The following is a 19603-nucleotide window of genomic DNA, read 5'->3' on the forward strand; positions in this document are numbered from 1 at the left end:
GGGTAATGATGGATGAAGTTCAACTTATGGAATCGCTGGTACTCACTGATTACTACAAAAATATTCTGAATTATTCGGGATGCCAAAAGATGAATTAGATGGTTTAAAAGCTAAAGAAAAATTCAAAGTGAATCAAAATCCCCTAACATTATTCACTGAAGACGATTTAACTACCACAGCAGATGGTAAAAAAGTCTTCAAAGAAGGTAAGAGTCCTTATAAAAAACACCGACCTGATGGTACAGACATTAACAACTACGCCTCTTCATTCCACGTATTAGACCAAACATTATCACTTGGTATTTACCCTAACTACTTCTCAATTCTAACTATCTCAACATCTGATAAAGGTAAATTATCAAGTATTGAATATCTAGAAGAATTATATGGTGCTGATTTCATTAATGGAATTCCAACAATTGGAACATCAAGTGTACCAGGTTCAGAACACATTCGTGACCTTTCAAATACACACCTTAAATTCTTCTATGGTTTAAACATTAACACTTTAGGTTCTGGTTTCTCTGGATGATCTAAAACAGGGAACGTTCTAAATTCACAAAACTGAGGAGAAGAATATAAAGATTTATTATCAAGTATTGCCTTTACATCACGTCGATTCCGTGAAATCGATAGAGTTTATTCAAGAGATGAAAAATATCAACCAACTGGAGCGCTTGAAGGTTACGATGAATACCTCGCTTGAAAAAACACGAAATATATATTGAATATGACAAATATATAAAAATACTGATTCTAAATAAAAATTACGCCAAAATACATTATATGTTCCGTTTATTTTTTACTTTTTTAATAAAAGGGGCCTAAAAAGGCTCTTTTTTTTTTTTTTCAATGGTGTTATAATCATTTTTGTATTTTTAAAAAAAGGAGAAAAAATTTGGAAACTCAATTGTATCAAGGAACAAACTCTAACCAACTTAACAAGTTAAAGAAAACTCGTTTGGTAGGTTTGTTATCTTTAATTAGTATTGCTTTCATTGTTACAGCGATTATTGTAATCTGCGTCGGACAATCTAAGACAGCGTATACATATAATGACTTCAGTATTACTAGTTTATATAACTCGACTGTTTCATCAGGCGGTGAATATTATCAATACTTAGCTGCATTCGGCGCATTGATGGGTATTGGTTTAATTTATGAATTAGTTGTTGCTATTTTATATGTAGTTATGGTTTCACGATTAAATGTTGATAAATTTAAATTATGAACTATTTTATTAATTGTGGGATTATGTGTTATGCCAATTCTGTATTTTATTGCATGAATTTACACACTTGTAGAAATCAAAAACATGATTAATAAACAAAAATAATTGTATTAAGATTATTTTCTCATCATAGGAGGTGAAGATATATGAATAAAAAACAAAAACGTATTTTAGGTTTTGTATTAGCTCCGATCGCTTTGGCAGCTGTGATTACACCAATTGTAACTAGCTGTTCAAAACAAGATCCATTAGAAAAAGAATACAACAAACTAAAAGCTGAATATAAAGCTCTTCTTAAAAAATCGGGTATTGACAACTCAACAATCGATATGATAATAGCTCCAGCAATCAAAGTAGCTGATGAAATGTTCAAAAACGCAAAAAACGATGCAGAGAAAAAAGAAGCGATTGAATATATTAAAAATTTAATTAATATGCAAAAAATGAATAATGCCGCTTTAGGTCTTTAATAGTTTTTGCAAAAAAACAGTTCGGACGTTCCTGTCCGTTCTGTTTTTTTATTTTTTAGAATATTTGAAAAAAAATGTTTTTTACAAACAGATTAGGATATATGAAAAAAATAAAAACTGTTTTAGGTTTTATTTTAAGTTTAATAGTTCTAGCTGTCATGGTTATATTAATGCATACTGGTTGCTTAAAAAACTGATTTTATGAATAATTGTTGCTAAAAACGAACACTTAACGTTCGTATAAGGATTTGAAATTGATTAAATAACTATCACACAATTAATAAAAAGTAAAATGGTAACAGCTAATTATCTTTTTGAAAAACATAAAAACCCTTTTAGTAAGCAAGAAGTGGTAATGATATAAATTTGCCATTGACTTATTTTATACAACAATAATTTCTTGAATATCAAACATATATAAATACAAGCAAACCCTTATTTGTCTTGATAACCTGCTTTTGTATTTGTTAAAAACAGTTGATATAAATTAATTAAAAAAGCTGTCAAAAACGCAAAAAAAGTCATGAAAAAGCACGAAAATGAAGAAAAAAAGCGTCTTTTTTTTTTTTTTTTTCAAATAACTTATAATTCGAATATACACATTTTTAAAAAAGGAGAATCTAGCAAGTGAACGCTAACCAAATTGTTGAAGGACAAAAAAATACTTACTTAAATAAATTACAAAAAACGCGTTTAGTTGGTCTTTTATCAATTGTGGGGTTGGTATTTACTATCGTTGCTATTATCATCCTTGTTGTAGGAATATTTAAATCACAACAAGATACTACGATAGTTGATGAACCTGATATTAATAGTAATATGCACGGTTTCATTCCGCGCTCAACTTATTATCCACATTTTACAGAACCATATTATAAACGTCCAAATATATATGAATACTTCGATTTAAATGATGAGGTTTTTATAGGTTATTTAATCGCCTTCTACGTAATATTTTTCATGAGTGTTATCTATGATATCACTATCAATATTATCTATATCATTATGATCGTTCGATTAAATGAAGAGAAATTTAAAACTTGGATTATTTTATATGTTGTTGGATTATGTGTGGTACCGATTTTATATTTGGTTGCCTGAATTTACACGCTAATTCAATTAAAATGAATGATTAATAAAGAAAAAATTATGCCCAAAAAACAACTAATTCTTTATAAAAAAGGAGCAATTATTGATGAATAAAAAACAAAAACGAATTCTTGGTTTTGTATTAGCGCCAATCGCTTTGGTTGCTATAACTACACCAATTGTAACCAGCTGTTCAAAACAAACAAGAAAAACAACAACTCGATCTAATCAAATAACAAAAACAACCGATGAGTTAAAACAAATCCATCAAGAGTTTATACTTATAATTGAAGAGCTTAGAAAAAAACAAAAAGATGCAGGTACAGATGTATTCTCTGCAGATTTATGAAATGAATTAATTAAAAAGACCAATGAACAGTTTTATAAATTAGAACATACAACGACACTTTCGGATGAACAAAAACAAAAAACGATTGCTCTTCTCAAAGAACAAATAGAGCACATGAAAAAAATGATGTCTAGCTTTCCGGTCTAAGATCATTTATTAATTCAACTTCGAGACACGAAAGGAGGTGATTAAATATGTCAAAAAGACCAAATCACAATGCTGATATTAGCAACCCTAATAAAGGAACATGTGGTACTAATAAAACCTATGATAGAAATCAAGGAAATAGAGGATCACAATTAAATCCTAATAATAAAAATCGTTAATTAATGATAAAAAACAAATTCAAAAATTAAGGAAATTAATGAAAAAGAACACAAAAAAGCCCCTGTACTTAATTAAAGGAACAGGGGGTTTTTGTTCATAATATCAAATAAGCCGTGTTCTGTACTCAAATGAGTGTTAATTATTTATCTATAAAAGTTTTCACTTTTATCCATAAACCATTTCGTTTCATGGTTTATGACTCCCTTACCAAAATTTAGGTTTCTCGCTTGCGGGGTTTACCAACGTTTCATCCTTTTGATTTCTCAAAAGCTCGTCTCTGTGGCACTTTTAGATAGATTAACCATATTAAAAACTTAGGTTAATCTATAGCCGTCATTGATGAACAACAATGCTATGCTTTATGAATTATACATACAACAAACACTACAAGGAATCACACCTTGTGCGAGCACGGACTTTCCTCTATTAATATCAAAAAATATTAACAGCAATTAACTATGATATTTAAATTTTAAACTATTTTTTAAGAATTTTTAAAAAGAAATTTGGGGTCAATGTTTTCTTGTGCAAAACCGTTTGGGAACAGATTAGTACGCATTTGTGGATTGGCTTGATACAAACTAGCTAAGGCTTGACGATAAGATGTTTTTTGATCTTTCCCAGTTCCATAAATTAAATCATATTGGGGTAGATTATATTGACCATATAATCCCTTATAATCAAAACCTTGTGAACGTAAAGCTAAAACTAGTCCTGTTGATGTGTTTTGGGTTTTTGTGTGGTATAGACCAATAACCTCGTTGCGTTGATTACGCATTGATGAACCACTCGCTCCACCATAAGGTTCATAATCACGAGGTAAATATTGTAAGCCAAAAGAAATGTATTCATGATTATCATGTGTTTTCATTAATTTTTGTCCATTATATGGTGAAGCTAAAAAAGCATCAGAAATTCCTGGTTTATTTAAGAAAGAACGATAGCCCACTTGGTAACTAAAACGTCCTCCATATTGCATTTCCTTTTGTGTTTTTTCTTTTGTTTCTTGTGAAACACCAACTTCATCTATGGATGGTTGGTCGAAGAATTCGTATTTACCATTAGTTCATAATGATGTGGAGTTACGATACAGTTGTTTAACTTTTTCTTCATCATATTGTGAAAAGTAAAAGTCCTCAATAGCTAAAGGATATCCTAATAAGTAAAATTGATCACCTGGATATTTTTCAAAATCAGCTTTCAATAAAGGTGCATCATGATCAGTGAAGTGATTTAAATAATCATAATTAATAAATTTAATTTGCTTATCTTTTTGGTTTGCATAATCATTAGTTAAAGCTTGTGTAATCTCTTGATTAGTGTGTAGATCATTAAAAGCTTGCTTATTATTAGCTCAGATTGATCATTCATTAGCTTGAACCTTACTAAAATCGATTTCAATTACTGCAAAATCGGCGAATTCTTTTTTATCAGCATATTTAGCTTTAAATTCGTCAGCTAAATAGTCAACAGGATCTTTGTTTAAGAAATCAGTTGCTTGGTAAACGACATGACAAATGTCATTGATTCGTTGGCTCTTTAGTTCTTCTTCTTGATTGGAAATAATAAAAGAAGTGAAATGATCATCATAATCCGTTAAAGTGAATTTGGTATTCAATGGTGGGTTTTGGTTTAAACGGGTTAATGAAATCCCCTGAGTAGTTTCATTTAATAAATCAGCAACGTGTAAATTAGTAGCAAAATATCATTTAGTTGGATACGAATTATCTTGCGGTTGTTCGTAGTCTAAAATTCACATTGTTCCTCGATGCAAACTTAATGAAAATTTACTTTTATCATCAGTACTAATACTTGGATCATTTTCGTTACCTGGTTTATAGTCTGGGTTTTTATTAGTAAAGGAAACAGAGAAAGTTTGTTCTCCCATTGTTTGGTATTGTTTATTTAATAACAAACGAGCTAAACCTTTATTTTTAAAACCGTTTCTATGGTATGCATCGACTCATGCTGGCCCTTGCGGTGGTAAATTATTAGCAATTGAAAGACCATTAACAGTGTTATCAGGATTATAAACAGGCAGAGTATAGCCTTTATAGGCTTGATTGTCATAAGTATCTAAGCCTAAAGCAGCACTAAGTGTGTTGAAGGTATTTTTTTGATTAGCTTGGACTGATGCTAGGTCAGGTCTAACATCTCTTAATAAAGCATTATGTCATTGGTTTTTCAAGCCAACCATATAATCATCATTATCGTATTTTACCCGTTCAGCAGCCGTGTATTTAGTAAAGTAATCTAATTGTTTTTGCTTTTGATCAGCATTCTCTTCTTGTACAATAAAACCATTTTCGTCAACTAAAACTGGTGAAGTTTTAAAACCTTGAATTTCAATTTCTTTTGTAATATAAGTTTTGGTTTTATTGTGAACAATTTGAACAATTAGAACAGCGTGTCCTGTTTTGCTTGATATATCTTGTTGAGCGCTATTATAATCAGGTCTTAATTCACTTACTCGTGCTGAAAAAAGTGATAATTGTTGACCTTTTAAAGTTAATTTAATTTGATCTAAATTATTTTTTAAATCATTAATAGTTAAATTAGCGGGTGGTGTTTGTACATTATTATATTGGCTGATAACAACTTCAAGTTGATCCATGATTGGTCGAATTTCTGCAGGTACAGGAGCATCAACTAATTGATCATTATTTGGGTTCGGGTTTGTGTTTGGGTTAGCAGGATTATTAGGTGTGTCATGCTGAGTGCTAGTGTTTTGTGAATCATCTGGTGTGGTTGATGATGATTCGTTTTTCGGATTAGTTGGATCAATGATTTCTTCTTGTGGTTTGTTAGGGTTTTTACAGCTTGTTGCAATGATGGCTGTACTTGCAGTTAAGAAACCCATTGCACATAAAGTTCATAATCAGCGATGCTTTTTCTTACTTTTTAACATATTATTTCTCCTTGTTTTTTAATTCTTAGGCAATCTCAATGCTAGCTGCACCATCATCTGTTCGCACTGCAAAACCAGATGATAATTTGCTTCTTATTTGTTGATCATTGGCGTTAACTAAAATCGGGTTATTTTTAACATATGAGGAATCAGCATACTCTTTTAAAACTCGAAGATTAGCTAAACCATTGCTGTTTAAAGGTTCATTTCCTTGGACAACTTTGATGAACTTTGTATTATCTTTGTTGTTGAAAAAGATTTTAGTTTTAGGCATTTGAGGTTGTTCTAAAATCATAATATCTTTAAATTGAGCATTATTTAATTCATCAGTCGTAATTTCAAAAACAGCACTCTCATTTTTTAATCATAAATATTTTAACTTACGTGTTCCATTGGTATTCTTTTTATGATCTGTAAACACAAGACCACGTAGTGATTTTAAGCTAGTATTTGATAAGTCTAATCCCCATGGGTATGAATTACCACCCTCGTTATGATCTGGTTTTAAACCACCACCCATATCGCCGTTAAAGAATGGTTCATTATTACGAGTAAAGTAAGCCATTCGTAAACCGTAATTAATACGATTTAGTTTCTTATCTAAATCGGGAGCATTATGATTTAAATCATCTTCATAAAAGATCAAACTGTTAAACGTGATTCGTGTTCATGGTTTATAACCAGTCGGCACATCAGTTCTTGTGTTGTAATCGTTAGTATTGATTCAGTGAACATTTTTTAATGCTCAAGGGTTGATTCGTCAAGCATCATCGTATGGTAATTCATTAGTATATAAACCAAGCTCTTTGATTTCTTCTTTCTCTTCTAAAGCTATTAATGCGCTGGTATCTTTTTTTACAAAGAAAAATTCAACTTGTAAAAGTTTTTTTGGTAAAGCCTTAACGATGTGATAAAAGGATTGGTTGGCCCCAGCTGAACCGATATTTAAGAAACGATACCCTTCTAAAACAACGTGATCTTTTTCTAGTTTTTCTAAGACTTTTATAGTTGCTTCATAAGCATCTTGTCTTGAAAGATCAATTGTTAATACTCGACCTTCGTTACGTTTACCTGGTTCAGGGTTAATACGAGTTAATTTCTCAAATGTAATGCCTGTAATACTTTCAGGATTATATTTATAAATGTATTCGTAATCAAGGGTCTTATCTCAACCTTGATAATTACCACTAATTAAATCATCTGGAGAACGATTGAACTCGGATTTATAACCAAAGACTCGCCGGTTTTCATTATCGTATATTAAACGGGATGTAACTTTGTTAGTTCCCGGTAGTGGGGTAAATGCGTAACTGTTAATTTCTCCATTTTCATCAATATAAGAATTGGAGTCATCAAGTGAATACCCACCGTCTTTAATCATTTTTTCGGCATTTTTTGATAATACCGTAAACTTACTAAAATCAATATATGCTGCGATTTTTATAATTCTTGCTACTGATTTTTTAGTTTGTGGACTAGGGTCTTTTGGTAGTTTATCAAGTTCAGCGATTGTTTCTGGACTAGTGCCATCATAAACATATTTTTTTCACGCATCAGTATTATGAATTAATCTTCAATAACGATCAGATATTGATAAATAATAATTATGGCGTTGCAGTTCATTGTCATTATAAGGGTCATGACCATTTTGCATTACCAAATTTTCTAATTGATCTTGTTTTAAATTTTGGATATCCTCTCTAGTGATGCCACCAAAAGTTCGGTTTTTGAAGAAATCTGTTGATTTTTCAACCTGTTTATCAATAAAAGCTTTCGATGGGTTGAAATTAACTACATCAGGTACACGTTCAGCTAAGTAAGGATCGGGGTTTTTATTAACAATCCCTGCTTGAACATCACTTTTGAAGTAAATACGGTTTGGTTGCGGTTGTAAAGTTACCGTTTCGGTTAATCCATCTACTTCAACCGGAACTGTTATTTGTTTTGGAATAACTTGTAATTCGGCGGGTAATTCAGATTCAGTAATTGTTTTAGCAGGAACTTTATCTTCTTGAATTTCCTCGTGTTTTTTAATTTCTACTTCAGGTTCTTTTTTTGGTTCTTCTACAGGTTTTTCGGGTTCTTTTGGTTCTTCCTTAGGTTCTTCAGGTTCTTTTGGTTTCTCTGGTTCGACAATTGGCTTTTCAGGCTCTACAATGGGCTCCTCAGGTTTTTCAGGTTCTTTCGGTTCTTCCTTAGGTTCCTCAGGTTTTACAATTGGTTGATCATCTTCATTTTTAGGTTCTTCTTGTACTTCTTCCTTCGGTTTTTCTGGCTTTTTCGGTACTACAGGATGATCTACTATTTTATCTTCAACTTTATTTAAAATGAAATCGTTATCGTAAACAAAAACGCTTTGGGTAATTTCCGAAGCGTGGCGTTTTTTTACAGCAACAGCAATAGCTGATACTGACGCAATAACTAAACAAGATGCTACAATTCCGATTGTTAATTTATGTTTTAGTTTCATAAAACAAATCCTCAACTAAAAATATATCTATTTTTTAATGGATAATAAAATCTAAATAATTATAGCATATGCGAATATTACCCATGTGAGAAAAAGACTTGTTCAAAAGAATAAAAACCAAATATACAAAAATAAATTATTTTTTTAGTATAATATTAAATAATATTCGAGTGAGATGAGGTTTTTTTATAAACATGCGCAATCTTTTACTTCTCCATAATTTAGCGATTAATGAGCATGCCCGAAACAATGAATTAAAGTCTCGATGATCTGTTAAAAAAATCATTAGTTATTCATTGTTAGTTCTTTATTTTATTATAAGTGTAGCCGTCCTTTTTACACTTCATAAATACTTCTTCCATACACCAAAAGCTATGGATATTGGACATTTATTAAGCTATAACAACTCTTTTATGTACTTTAAAAATGTGGCTTTTATCACACAGGGGACAATCCTGTTAATCTGCCAGTTTTTTAGTCTTTTTTTTATATATAAAATTATTAATTTTAATTCTTTTGATATCAAAAAATCATGATGGGCAATCACTGCGTATCTCAGCATTTTTGTTATTTCAATCGGACTTTATTTTGGATTTAGTATTCATAATTGAAATGACGTCTTTTATACAAGTTTTTTAGTGTTGATAATTACAATCACACACCTAATGGTTTTTATTTTTATTAAATCAAAAATCTACAGTATTGATTTAACTTTTAATTTTAAAAAAATCTTTTACTTTATCGCCTATGCTGCCTTCATTATCTTTGTGTGTATTGGTGTTGGATTATTAGCTGGTTTTAGTTTTAATAACGAAGCATTTAATTTATTAAAAGCGAATAAAAACGCGATTAATAATGAGTATGTGTCAAATAATTTATATGAGTTTTTTCATAATTTACACGTTATTTTAAACAATCCTGGATATGCAACATTGTTATTCTTTATTATTTGCTTACTCACAGCTAATTTAGCCTGCATTGTTTTAGTGTTCATTTTAAATTTTAAAAAATACCGCAATCAATCCCATGAGAATACGCCTATATTAAGTTTTTGTGGTGTTATCTTATTAAGTGTTTTTTTATTCTTTTCAACAATTAGTTTTAATCAAAATAAATTAAATATTTACTCAACTTTTGACATTGTTGAAACACTTGATTTATTGTATATAAATTTATTTTTTAGCATTTTATTTATTAGTGCTTTTTGTTTTGTTATTTTTTATGCGAAGACAAAAAACAAACTCAAAGATAAGCTCTTAGATTTATATATTATTTATCTTATTACACACTGAATGCTATCTTATTTGTTGGTTGCCAACCAAACTAATGAAGCACAAAATTTTTATATTATTTGGTTGACCTGTGTTGTTAGCATTATAAACTTTATAATTCTAATATCGCGTATGCCATTAGTTAAACGTTACCAACGTTATCGACTAAATATGCACTTACTTTTCATCATTACAATATTAATATTAAATGCATTAAACACTTGATTTAAACGTTATAATAACGATATATTTAATGATTACAATTTAAGTTTATGAAACATGACTTTCATCCCTTATTTAATTTATGCATTGACATCAACAATTATTAGAGGGTCAATATATATTAATTGAGTAATTAAAGTGAAAAATACAAAAACATTAAAAGTTTAGAACGAGGTTCGTATGATCAAGACAAAAAAAATAAATAATGAATTTAAAGAATTTCAAAAAAATCGTCAAGTTGAAGCTAATAAGACTGGTTTGCAAGGAATTTACCAACGTTTTTATGACGCTGTGCAATCAGATCAATACGTTAGCTTTGACGCACTTGTAAACACAGCGATGCTTGATGCACAATTGCCGTATGACAAGACACTAATTCAAAGATTAAAAGAAAAAATCAATAATGCCTTAAAAGAAAAGAACGATATTGTAACCTCTTTCTTTGTTATTAGTTTTCAAAAACAACCTAATTTAAGCTTATTTAAAACATATCCCGTAATTATGAATTCAGAAGGGTCGACACGTAATAGTGTTTCGCTTAAAGGCGACGTTAAAAATAGTGATTTAAATCGTCTACTGATTGCCTTTGATAAATTAGCTTATCAGTTAATTGTTAGCGAGAATAAAAAACTAGAATTAGTTGATGAAATTATCGTTTACAAGCACGAGGAAACAAAAGTTTTAAAGTTGTTGTTTAGCGAAAACTTTTTAAAAAATAGGGAATAATTATGAATTTAAAAAAGAAAAAGGAAATTGTTGATAATTTTATTAAACTAAACGACATTGTTTCCTTGAACCGTTCGCTATCACTAATCACTATTCAACAATTAATGAAAAAAATTAAAAAACAAGAAAAAGCATTAATTGCCCATATGAGTTTTTTAAACCAATTATCAAGAAAGCCTAAACGCATCGATAATCAACCAAAGACGCTATATATTTATTACGCGGTTAACGAAAAATTTACATCTGGTTTTTATGATAATATCGAAAAATATTTACAAGATCATTTTTCTAGTCAACATGATTTATTAATTACTATCGGTGAACATGCTAAACATTTTAGTGAAACAGTGTTATCAACTAATCCTGATTTTCATTATTTAGATGTTCTAGATTTAAATTCCATAGCACGCGAACTAGCATGATTGAGTCAACGAAATTTAAAGGCTCAACGCGTTAATCAAATCGTTTTCTTAATCCGTTCAAATAAAACACCTGCGATTAACACAGTGCTTTATCCACTAGAGGACTTTAATTTTCAACTTAGTTTAGATGAAAATAAAAAAAGTTTCTTTCGAACATTAAATCAACAACAATTTCAATTTTTTGAATCAGCCAAAGAGTTTGAAGATAATGCTTTAATTAGCTTTTTAACGCATGCTCTGCGAACCTTATTATTAGAATCATCATTCATTGTTTATAAAAATAAATTAATTCATGAAAATAAGATTTTAAAAGATTTAGAAGTCAGAATTAAACGGGCTAAAATGAGTTTAAATCGATCAATGCGTGAACAAGAAATTCAAGAATTAAATTTAATTCACGATCATAAAAAACAAGGATTAAAAAAATATGACAAAGCACTACCGAAAAATCATCATTAATACCTTTGATCAGTCATACACTTATCCCCTAGAAGGTCTAATTTATGTTAATTTATATCAAGAAGATACATGAATCGCTTTGAAAAATAATAATGCTTCTTGTTTATCAATAGGAACCTATAAATTAGTCTTAACAAATGGTAAGGAGTTAATTTTTCACTTGCATTATGGTTTAGTTTATCTTTTTGAAGATACAATTCAAATCCATACCGATCAAGCACTAACTTTTTATAAGATTAATAAAAAAGCGGCTATGGCTAAGGGTTGAAAAACTACACGTGAAGCAGAACATTTTCTATGAAATAACTTAGTTCAACAAACTGATCAATTAACAGATGATACTACTTATGTCAAAAACCAGTTTTTGATTTTTGAAAAATATGTTCAAATAATGAATCAACGTTTATATTTAATTGCTGATGAGGATTAAAATATGAGTCAAATTAAAAAGAAATGGTGACAGTTGTTAGGGGTTGCCATTCCGCTAACCGGATTAACAATTGTCATGATGAACAATGACCAACAGCCAAATGAAAAACCAGCTAGTAAACCGAAAACACCAGCTGAACTACAGAAGTTACAAAAACTTTTGCAAGAACAAAATGAAATTCATTTGAAGTCATTAATTAGTGCTTTATTGAAAATTGCTGATGATTCATTATTAGAGTTAGAAAAAAACACCTACGATAATGAAGAAAACAAAAATAAATTTGCTACTGTTGATGAATTTAACAAGTACAAAGTTGCTCGTCGTTTTTATCTATATAAAGTTAAAGAATTTATTAGTGCTAACCAAGAAACGATTTTAAAAGATCCTCGAACTTTTGGTTTTATTATTAACGCCCCACACGTGATCGCTGACAACTCTTATTTTCATAATGCTAATATCCATTTGATGGAAGAAGACTACCCGAATTCATTTTGAGGAGATACACCAGAAAGTGATTATAGTGCACAGACGAATCCTTATTTCAAATACATAAAAGAAACTGATCCCCAAAAGATTCAACAGATGTTAAATGAATATGACGAAGCTCAATTTAAAACATATATTAACACATATTATAATGATTTATATAATCGTGCTCGAACGGTCTTCTTTAACGATGATGATAGTCCCATCATGGATAAGGACTTTAAAATTATTAATGATCCCAATTCCTCTGCATTCATTGCTTCTAACCCCATTACTGACGATCCCTTTATCGAAACATGAGATCAATGAATTGTTAAAAAAATTACCACACGTTTTAGCGTCTTTGATTTAGAACAAAATAATAAAATTATTGAACCTAAAAAAGAAGATCCAAAAAAACCCGAAAAACCTGACAAACCAGATGAACCAAGTGATGATTTGGTTAATCCGCCGGTTATTAATGATACAGAAATTAAAGATCTTGTAAGTGATCAAAATGACGTTATTAATAAACAGGATGCTAAATTCATTAATGATTTAAAAAAGGTGGATATTTTCATTCATCCCGAAATTACTCCCGATAAATATCATGAATTTGTCAAAGATTTCCAACAATTAAAAAAAGAACAAAAGCTGAACCAATATTTTCTTGTTAACTACCCGCTAAATGATTTTATTGAATATCGTTTACAAGCCGTTCGTTTGAATGAACTAAACGAAATCGTCGCTACAGTTAGTGTTTTTAATAACATTAAAAAAACGCCTTTAGCATTTGATGAACAACATAAAACATATGATATAGTAATCTGAAACACGAGTCAAAAACATATTCAACAATACCTTTCAAAAAATAATGTTTTTAGTTCTCAGTTAAATAAGCAATACTACGAATTAATTTATTATACAAATCAACAAATGAGTACATACTTCTTTCCAAACACTCATCAAGATCAATCAGTAGCTGCTATTAGTCAGTGATTTGATTATCAGAAAGAAATAAAAAATGTCATTATTGATCACCAACCAGAACTTGAAAAAAAGAAGTTAATTGAACATCAAAAATTAGTTCAACGAGAACGACTAAATTTAAATATTTTAAATACTTATTACTACCGAATGGTTAATTTACCAAGTTTTCAACAAAAGTATTTAGCTATTATCAATGAATATTATAAAAATGATAATTTAACGAATGACCAAATTCAAGAAGTATGCATAAAGAGCACTGATTTATTACTAGATTATTTCAAGGCGATTCGTTTGCAAACAAAAACATATCATCCAGAAGATAATTTGATGCACGAAAGTATTAATATCTTTCAACAAACATATAATTTCGTCTTTAGTCTTAAAAAAAGTAAATACCAAAACGATTTGAAAAATCTGTATATAAAAATTACTAAACAAGTTAATCAATTTTATAATCAAGCACGACGTTTGAGTTTACAACATAATATGGACAATGCCAAATGGTTTGCAGAAATTAGTTCCTTATTACAAAAAGCTAAGCAAACCCTTTTAAAATTAAACTACATCGAACAAACATTGCGATGACATGAAAACGAAGATCTTCAAGTCTATGAAAAATATGCTCAAAATGCTTTAAGTGAACTACAAGCACTTTGAAAAACTAATCAACATCCGAATTACCAAGCATTATATGCAGCAATACCGATTAGCATTATTCTTGTAGTCTTGATTATCATGAGCAGTCTTTTATATATAAAGCACAAAAAAACACTTTTCAAAAAGCGAGGAATTAAATAATATGTCAAATAATAATCCTAAAATTATTGCCATACAAGACTATGTTGTTTTAGCTGAAGCTAATTTTACTTTTAAAGAACGACAAGGTTTTTATGCCAAAAATAAACCACATATAAAAGCCATTGTGTTAAACGCTTTTGTCAATCAAGCCTTTTTATTAATCGATAATTACAGTAATGATTTTCAAATTGGTGACGAATTAATTGCTGATGAGCAATACTCATCTGTGCAAACTTCTTTAAATTTCTTTGGCCATGTAATTAATATTGATAACCAAATTTTAGACACTCAAGATGTGATGGAAATGACTTATTTACCCGTTAAAAATAAAACATTTTCAATCGCAAGTAATATGATGCACCGTCGTCGCTTAGATCAACAATTATATACGGGAATTCATGCTATTGATTTATTTAACCCAATCGGGCTAGGTCAACGTGAATTAATCCTAGGAGATCGGCAAACCGGTAAAACACACATTGCCTTAAACACTATTATTAATCAAAAAAATAAAAATATTAAATGTATTTACGTGAGTATCGGGCAAAAACGTCAAAGTTTATCGTATGTATATAACACATTGAAAGCTCATGGCGCTTTAGAATACACAATGATTATTGACGCTCCGAGCACATCACCTTTTCAACAATTTCTAGCACCTTATATAGCTATGGCTCATGCTGAAAACTTAGCACATGAATACGATGTTTTAGTCATCTATGATGATTTAACAAAACATGCGAATATTTATCGTGAAATTTCTTTATTAACAAATAAACCGATTGCGAAAGAAGCCTACCCTGCTGATGTTTTTTATGCCCACTCTTCATTATTAGAACGTTCAGGTGCTTTTATTGATGCTAAAACGATCACTTGCTTACCTATTATTACAACAATTGATAATGATGTTACATCATTCATTGCATCAAACGTTATTAGTATAACGGATGGACAAATTATTATGAATGCTAACATGTTTGCAAACGGACAATTACCAGCCGTTGATATTGATTTATCAGTTTCAAGAACTGGTTCATCTGTACAAACGAATACGATGGCCAAAATCGCTAGTAGTTTAGCCAAGGTTTATCGTGCTTACCGTAAACAATTAAAATTATCAAAAATACATTATGAATTTGATGAACGAACTCAAACATTAATGCAAAAAGGTCAACAAATTGCAAGTTTTTTATTACAAAGAAACTTTCAACAACCAACGAAAACTGGTTTAATAATTGCGACTAAAGCCATTGATTGAGAATTACTAACACCGTTATATGAAACTAATAAATTAATTCAATTTCTTGGACATGTGATTAATAACGACATCCGCGCTAACCAGTTATTTAAAAAGATTTTAAGCGAACAAAGCGTTGATGAACAACTATGCAAAGCTTATTTTGTTTCCTTAACTAACCAGTTTTATAAAGCGATGCACATCGATTATCAAATCAAAAGTAAAATTCCTACAATTGGGATTAAAGATAGTTTGCTAATCACTATCATTAAAGGATTGAAGGGAGAATAAAAATGTCAGCTAAAATAGTTAAAATTTTTACTAATGTAGTCGAAATCGAGTTATCAAAACCTTATGACAATTTGCAAATTGATCATGTGTTAACGATGCATGATGGAACAACTTATTTATTAATTAAATCAATCATTTCAGACCAATTAATTCGTGCGGTCGTCTTGCATAGTACTCAGGATATTCAAATTTACGATGATGTACAAATTACTGAACAATTTTTACAAGTACCGGTTGGTCAGAAAGCTAAAAATCAGGTTTTTGATATTTTGGGTCATAACTTATCACAACCAAACACACAAAATGATGATTTAAAATATGTCAATATGAACTCGTTGATTCAAAAAACAAAGCAATTAAATAGACCACGAACCATATTGCAAACAGGAATTAAAATTATTGACTTTTTCACTCCTATTGTTGTTGGCCAAAAATTAGGTATTTTTGGGGGTGCTGGTGTCGGTAAAACCGTTTTAATTAAAGAAATTATTTTTAATGCCAAAAAGATGGCCACTAAAATCGCACCTATTTTTATTGGATCAGGTGAACGTTCACGTGAAGGTTTAGAATTGTATGAAGAATTAGTACAAGCCAATTTAATGAGTTCTTCAACAATGTTTATTGCGCAAATGAACGAAACACCAGCTGCGCGAGCTAATATCGTACCTTATGGAATTACTTGCGCTGAATATTTACGGGATGTGCAAAAAGAAGATGTGTTGTTATTCATCGATAATATATATCGGTTCATTCAAGCAGCTAATGAAGTTGCATCGTCTTTAGATAAAAAAACAAGTATTGGTGGATACCAAGCAACCTTAGATTCGGATGTTTCATTCATCCAAGATCGTTTGTATGCGAATGAAAATGGTTCCATTACTTCATTCCAAACAGTCTTCTTACCAATGGATGATATCTCTGACCCGGCTGCTGTTTCCTTATTTGCCCACTTAGATGGAGCTTTAGTCTTATCACGGGATATGATGGCTAAAAACTTATATCCTGCGATTGATCCTTTAGAATCACACTCTATTTCTCTCAATCCAGAAATCATTGGTCACAAACACTTTGATGCCGTCATTAAAGTTAAAAGTATCTTAAAACAATATAAGGATTTAGAAGATGTTATCATGGTGTTAGGAATTGATGAATTAGATCCAGAAAGTAAAAAAGTTGTCAAAATTGCTTTACAATTACAAAACTTCTTCACCCAAAATTTCTTTATGGCTGAGCACTTTACAAAAGAAAAAGGTGTTTATGTTTCTCTTGAAGATACAGTCAATAGTGTCCTAAGAATTGTGAATGGTGAATTTATTAATCAAAACCCCGAAATCTTTGCTTTCATTGGGTCAAACCTAGACATGCCTAATGATGAACAGTTAAACAAAAAATAAGCCATGAGCTTATTTTTTTATATATATTAATCTATTAAAAATATGTGAAAAAACGATCATTGGTCAAAATGCATCATTCAATCGAATGGGAATATATGAAAAAAAGACCTGCCTACTTTTGTTTTATAACATCTATAGCACTTGTGCGCAGTGTATAAAAAACAGTAAGTAAGCAACTTGAAAAGCAATTCTGTTATCCTTCACAACTATTGATAACTTAAAAAGTTATAATTAAGCTTTTCTTATTGAATACCATTTGCCTGGTATAACATTAATAACTAAGTCATCATCTTCAGGTTTTAAACACCGAATAATCCGATTATTAGGTATCATTTGATTTGGTAATTCGTTTTGTTCAATATATATAGTTTCTAATCTAACAGCTGTATTTGTAAAACTATCATCAATTTCGTGAGGATTAAAACTGCCCTCTACCATAGCTAATGGATCATTTAATGATTCGACAATTTCGCTTAATTGTTCAGGGACTTCGACTTCACCATCACGCATATCAGCTAACAAATCTCTTATAGTTTCTAATTCATCATAATCTATGTTACCCCAAATTAAAACCATTAAAGCATCTGATAAATCTCCTGGTTCATATAGCAGTGGAGAAGCTTGCATCACCATTGGAAATATTAGTTCTGCATTTGCATACGCATTATTGATTTCTTATTTTTAAAAAATAAAAGGTTCTCCTACAATATCTAAAAAGATCTCTGTATTTATATCTCTTGGTGTTTGAATATAAGGTTTCAATCTTGATAAATCTGTTCTTCCTAATTTTTCTAAAAGAACATTTTTTTCTGCTTGTCTTTTTAACAATTTTTTTCTCAACTCTTTAACATCTATACCTTGTTTTTCCATTTGATCTAAATCTTCGAGTGTTAATCTATCTTCTCAATCTGTCATTCCATTAAAAAATTTCATTATTGTACCTTTTTTTTATTTACAATAGCACGTTATTTAAAAAAAACCTAAAAATTTCTATCTTTTATTCTTTTAATGTTGTAAACAGCTTCTTATTTCTAGTTTATAAAATTAATTGCGGATTATTTACTCATTGCAAAGTTTTGAACTGTAGGAAACTTGGGGGTATGGTATATGACTCCTTAAGTTTTATCCTTTGTATTTTACATTTGTAACCTTGTTATCAATCTTTTTTTATTAGAGTTATTAATTTTTGATGATAAAAAGCAAATGATTATAGTTTTTTAACTTATAAATGGGTTTGAAAACAAATAAAAAAACTACCCTGAGGTAGTTTTTGATGTATGCAATTATAAAGAAAAATTACATTAAACGGTTGTATCATTCAACCACGTATGCTTCATTTACGTCTGCTGGTAATTCTTCACGTTCAGGTAAACGAGCTAATTTAAATACTTTCTTTTCAGCATCGATTGTATCGATGAATGGAGAAGCTTTGTTTTGTGTGTTTTTGATAATCGGCATATCAAAAGCTGAAGCTTTTAATGAGATAACATCACCAACGCTTAATAAAGCTGAAGGGATATTATTTTTCTTATCATTAACTAACACATGGTTGTGGTTAACTAATTGACGAGCTGCACGACGTGTTGGAGCTAATCCAGCACGGAAGACAACTGAGTCTAAACGTGATTCTAAAACTTGTAGTAAGTCTAGAGTTAACACTCCACCTTTTTTCATAGCAACTTTATATAAACGACGGAATTGACGATCGTTTAAACCATAAAGGTACATTAATTTTTGTTTTTCTAATAATTGTTGACCATAGTTTGATAACTTAACTTTTTTGTTACCATGTTGACCTGGTCCATAAGTTCTTTTTTTACCTGTATTAAATTCTTTATTGTTTTCTAATAATGAAAACCCTAAATGACGAGATTTACGGTAAATACTTCCTGTATAACGACTCATATTTGTTATTTCCTTTCATAGTTTAGGCATATAACAACGGTGGTCAACTCCGTTTGCATAATTTAGTTTTAATAATTTCAGAATGATAGCAATTCTTACTATTAAAGCGAAAGTAACTAAATATTTGCAGAATATGTTGACCTGCTTAT

At 30.0% G+C, this 19603-nt stretch carries 17 protein-coding genes, 1 other RNA gene and 1 pseudogene; 13 read left to right on the forward strand and 6 right to left on the reverse strand.

Translation table 4 applies throughout. The features are described 5' to 3' along the window. The 6 genes and pseudogenes from OF376_RS00005 to OF376_RS00030 all read left to right on the forward strand — a co-directional run. Nucleotides 1–745: pseudogene (locus OF376_RS00005) on the forward strand (hypothetical protein); the annotation flags it as partial. A 153-nt stretch (nucleotides 746–898) separates the two neighbouring features. Beyond that, complete coding sequence (locus OF376_RS00010) at nucleotides 899–1336, forward strand: hypothetical protein (protein ID WP_263821505.1); 438 nt, start codon at nucleotides 899–901, stop codon at nucleotides 1334–1336. 41 nt (nucleotides 1337–1377) lie between these two features. Further along, nucleotides 1378–1701 (forward strand): Vmc-like lipoprotein signal peptide domain-containing protein, encoded by a 324-nt coding sequence (locus OF376_RS00015; RefSeq protein WP_263821506.1) that lies wholly within the window; start codon nucleotides 1378–1380, stop codon nucleotides 1699–1701. Between the two features lie 627 nt (nucleotides 1702–2328). After that, on the forward strand, nucleotides 2329–2904 hold the full coding sequence (locus OF376_RS00020) for a hypothetical protein (protein WP_263821507.1): 576 nt from the start codon (nucleotides 2329–2331) through the stop codon (nucleotides 2902–2904). After that, nucleotides 2897–3286 (forward strand): Vmc-like lipoprotein signal peptide domain-containing protein, encoded by a 390-nt coding sequence (locus OF376_RS00025; protein WP_263821508.1) that lies wholly within the window; start codon nucleotides 2897–2899, stop codon nucleotides 3284–3286. The genes OF376_RS00020 and OF376_RS00025 overlap by 8 nt, the downstream gene beginning before the upstream one ends. A gap of 47 nt (nucleotides 3287–3333) precedes the next feature. Beyond that, complete coding sequence (locus OF376_RS00030; protein WP_263821509.1) at nucleotides 3334–3465, forward strand: hypothetical protein; 132 nt, start codon at nucleotides 3334–3336, stop codon at nucleotides 3463–3465. Between the two features lie 103 nt (nucleotides 3466–3568). Here the strand turns inward: OF376_RS00030 and rnpB are convergent. The 3 genes from rnpB to OF376_RS00045 form a co-directional block, all read right to left on the reverse strand. Next, nucleotides 3569–3931, reverse strand: an RNA gene (gene rnpB / locus OF376_RS00035) — RNase P RNA component class B. A gap of 19 nt (nucleotides 3932–3950) precedes the next feature. Continuing rightward, complete coding sequence (gene mip / locus OF376_RS00040; protein ID WP_263821510.1) at nucleotides 3951–6374, reverse strand: Ig-specific serine endopeptidase MIP; 2424 nt, start codon at nucleotides 6372–6374, stop codon at nucleotides 3951–3953. A gap of 25 nt (nucleotides 6375–6399) precedes the next feature. After that, the gene (locus OF376_RS00045; RefSeq protein WP_263821511.1) at nucleotides 6400–8844 is read right to left on the reverse strand and encodes a putative immunoglobulin-blocking virulence protein; all 2445 of its coding nucleotides are present in this window, start codon (nucleotides 8842–8844) and stop codon (nucleotides 6400–6402) included. Nucleotides 8845–9038: 194 nt separating this feature from the next. On the opposite strand from OF376_RS00045, the gene OF376_RS00050 reads away from it, so the two are divergent. From OF376_RS00050 to OF376_RS00080, 7 genes are read left to right on the forward strand one after another with little or no spacing between them, the layout of a single operon-like run. Next, complete coding sequence (locus OF376_RS00050) at nucleotides 9039–10505, forward strand: MSC_0624 family F1-like ATPase-associated membrane protein (RefSeq protein WP_263821512.1); 1467 nt, start codon at nucleotides 9039–9041, stop codon at nucleotides 10503–10505. 12 nt (nucleotides 10506–10517) lie between these two features. Then, nucleotides 10518–11063, forward strand: coding sequence for a DUF2714 domain-containing protein (locus OF376_RS00055; RefSeq protein ID WP_263821513.1), 546 nt, complete (start codon nucleotides 10518–10520; stop codon nucleotides 11061–11063). 2 nt (nucleotides 11064–11065) lie between these two features. Further along, entirely contained in the window at nucleotides 11066–11944 is an 879-nt protein-coding gene (locus OF376_RS00060; protein ID WP_263821514.1) for an MSC_0622 family F1-like ATPase gamma subunit, read from the forward strand. After that, on the forward strand, nucleotides 11913–12374 hold the full coding sequence (locus tag OF376_RS00065; protein ID WP_263821515.1) for a hypothetical protein: 462 nt from the start codon (nucleotides 11913–11915) through the stop codon (nucleotides 12372–12374). Before OF376_RS00060 ends, OF376_RS00065 begins: the two co-directional genes overlap by 32 nt. A gap of 3 nt (nucleotides 12375–12377) precedes the next feature. Beyond that, on the forward strand, nucleotides 12378–14627 hold the full coding sequence (locus OF376_RS00070) for an MSC_0620 family F1-like ATPase-associated subunit (protein ID WP_263821516.1): 2250 nt from the start codon (nucleotides 12378–12380) through the stop codon (nucleotides 14625–14627). A 1-nt stretch (nucleotide 14628) separates the two neighbouring features. After that, nucleotides 14629–16155 (forward strand): MSC_0619 family F1-like ATPase alpha subunit, encoded by a 1527-nt coding sequence (locus OF376_RS00075; RefSeq protein WP_263821517.1) that lies wholly within the window; start codon nucleotides 14629–14631, stop codon nucleotides 16153–16155. A gap of 2 nt (nucleotides 16156–16157) precedes the next feature. Beyond that, complete coding sequence (locus tag OF376_RS00080; RefSeq protein ID WP_263821518.1) at nucleotides 16158–17549, forward strand: MSC_0618 family F1-like ATPase beta subunit; 1392 nt, start codon at nucleotides 16158–16160, stop codon at nucleotides 17547–17549. 231 nt (nucleotides 17550–17780) lie between these two features. Here OF376_RS00080 and OF376_RS00085 read toward each other — a convergent pair whose 3' ends face one another. From OF376_RS00085 to rpsD, 3 genes are all read right to left on the reverse strand, one after another. After that, on the reverse strand, nucleotides 17781–18182 hold the full coding sequence (locus OF376_RS00085; RefSeq protein ID WP_263821519.1) for a hypothetical protein: 402 nt from the start codon (nucleotides 18180–18182) through the stop codon (nucleotides 17781–17783). A gap of 48 nt (nucleotides 18183–18230) precedes the next feature. Beyond that, nucleotides 18231–18482 carry a hypothetical protein gene (locus OF376_RS00090; protein ID WP_263821520.1) on the reverse strand — a complete coding sequence of 84 codons (252 nt, stop codon included), beginning with the start codon at nucleotides 18480–18482 and terminating at the stop codon, nucleotides 18231–18233. A gap of 363 nt (nucleotides 18483–18845) precedes the next feature. Continuing rightward, nucleotides 18846–19454, reverse strand: a complete 609-nt coding sequence (gene rpsD, locus OF376_RS00095) for a 30S ribosomal protein S4 (RefSeq protein ID WP_263821521.1) — start codon at nucleotides 19452–19454, stop codon at nucleotides 18846–18848. Nucleotides 19455–19603: the final 149 nt, after the last annotated feature.

Source organism: Ureaplasma miroungigenitalium (assembly GCF_025780085.1).
Taxonomy (GTDB): Bacteria; Bacillota_I; Bacilli_A; order Mycoplasmatales; family Mycoplasmoidaceae; genus Ureaplasma; species Ureaplasma miroungigenitalium.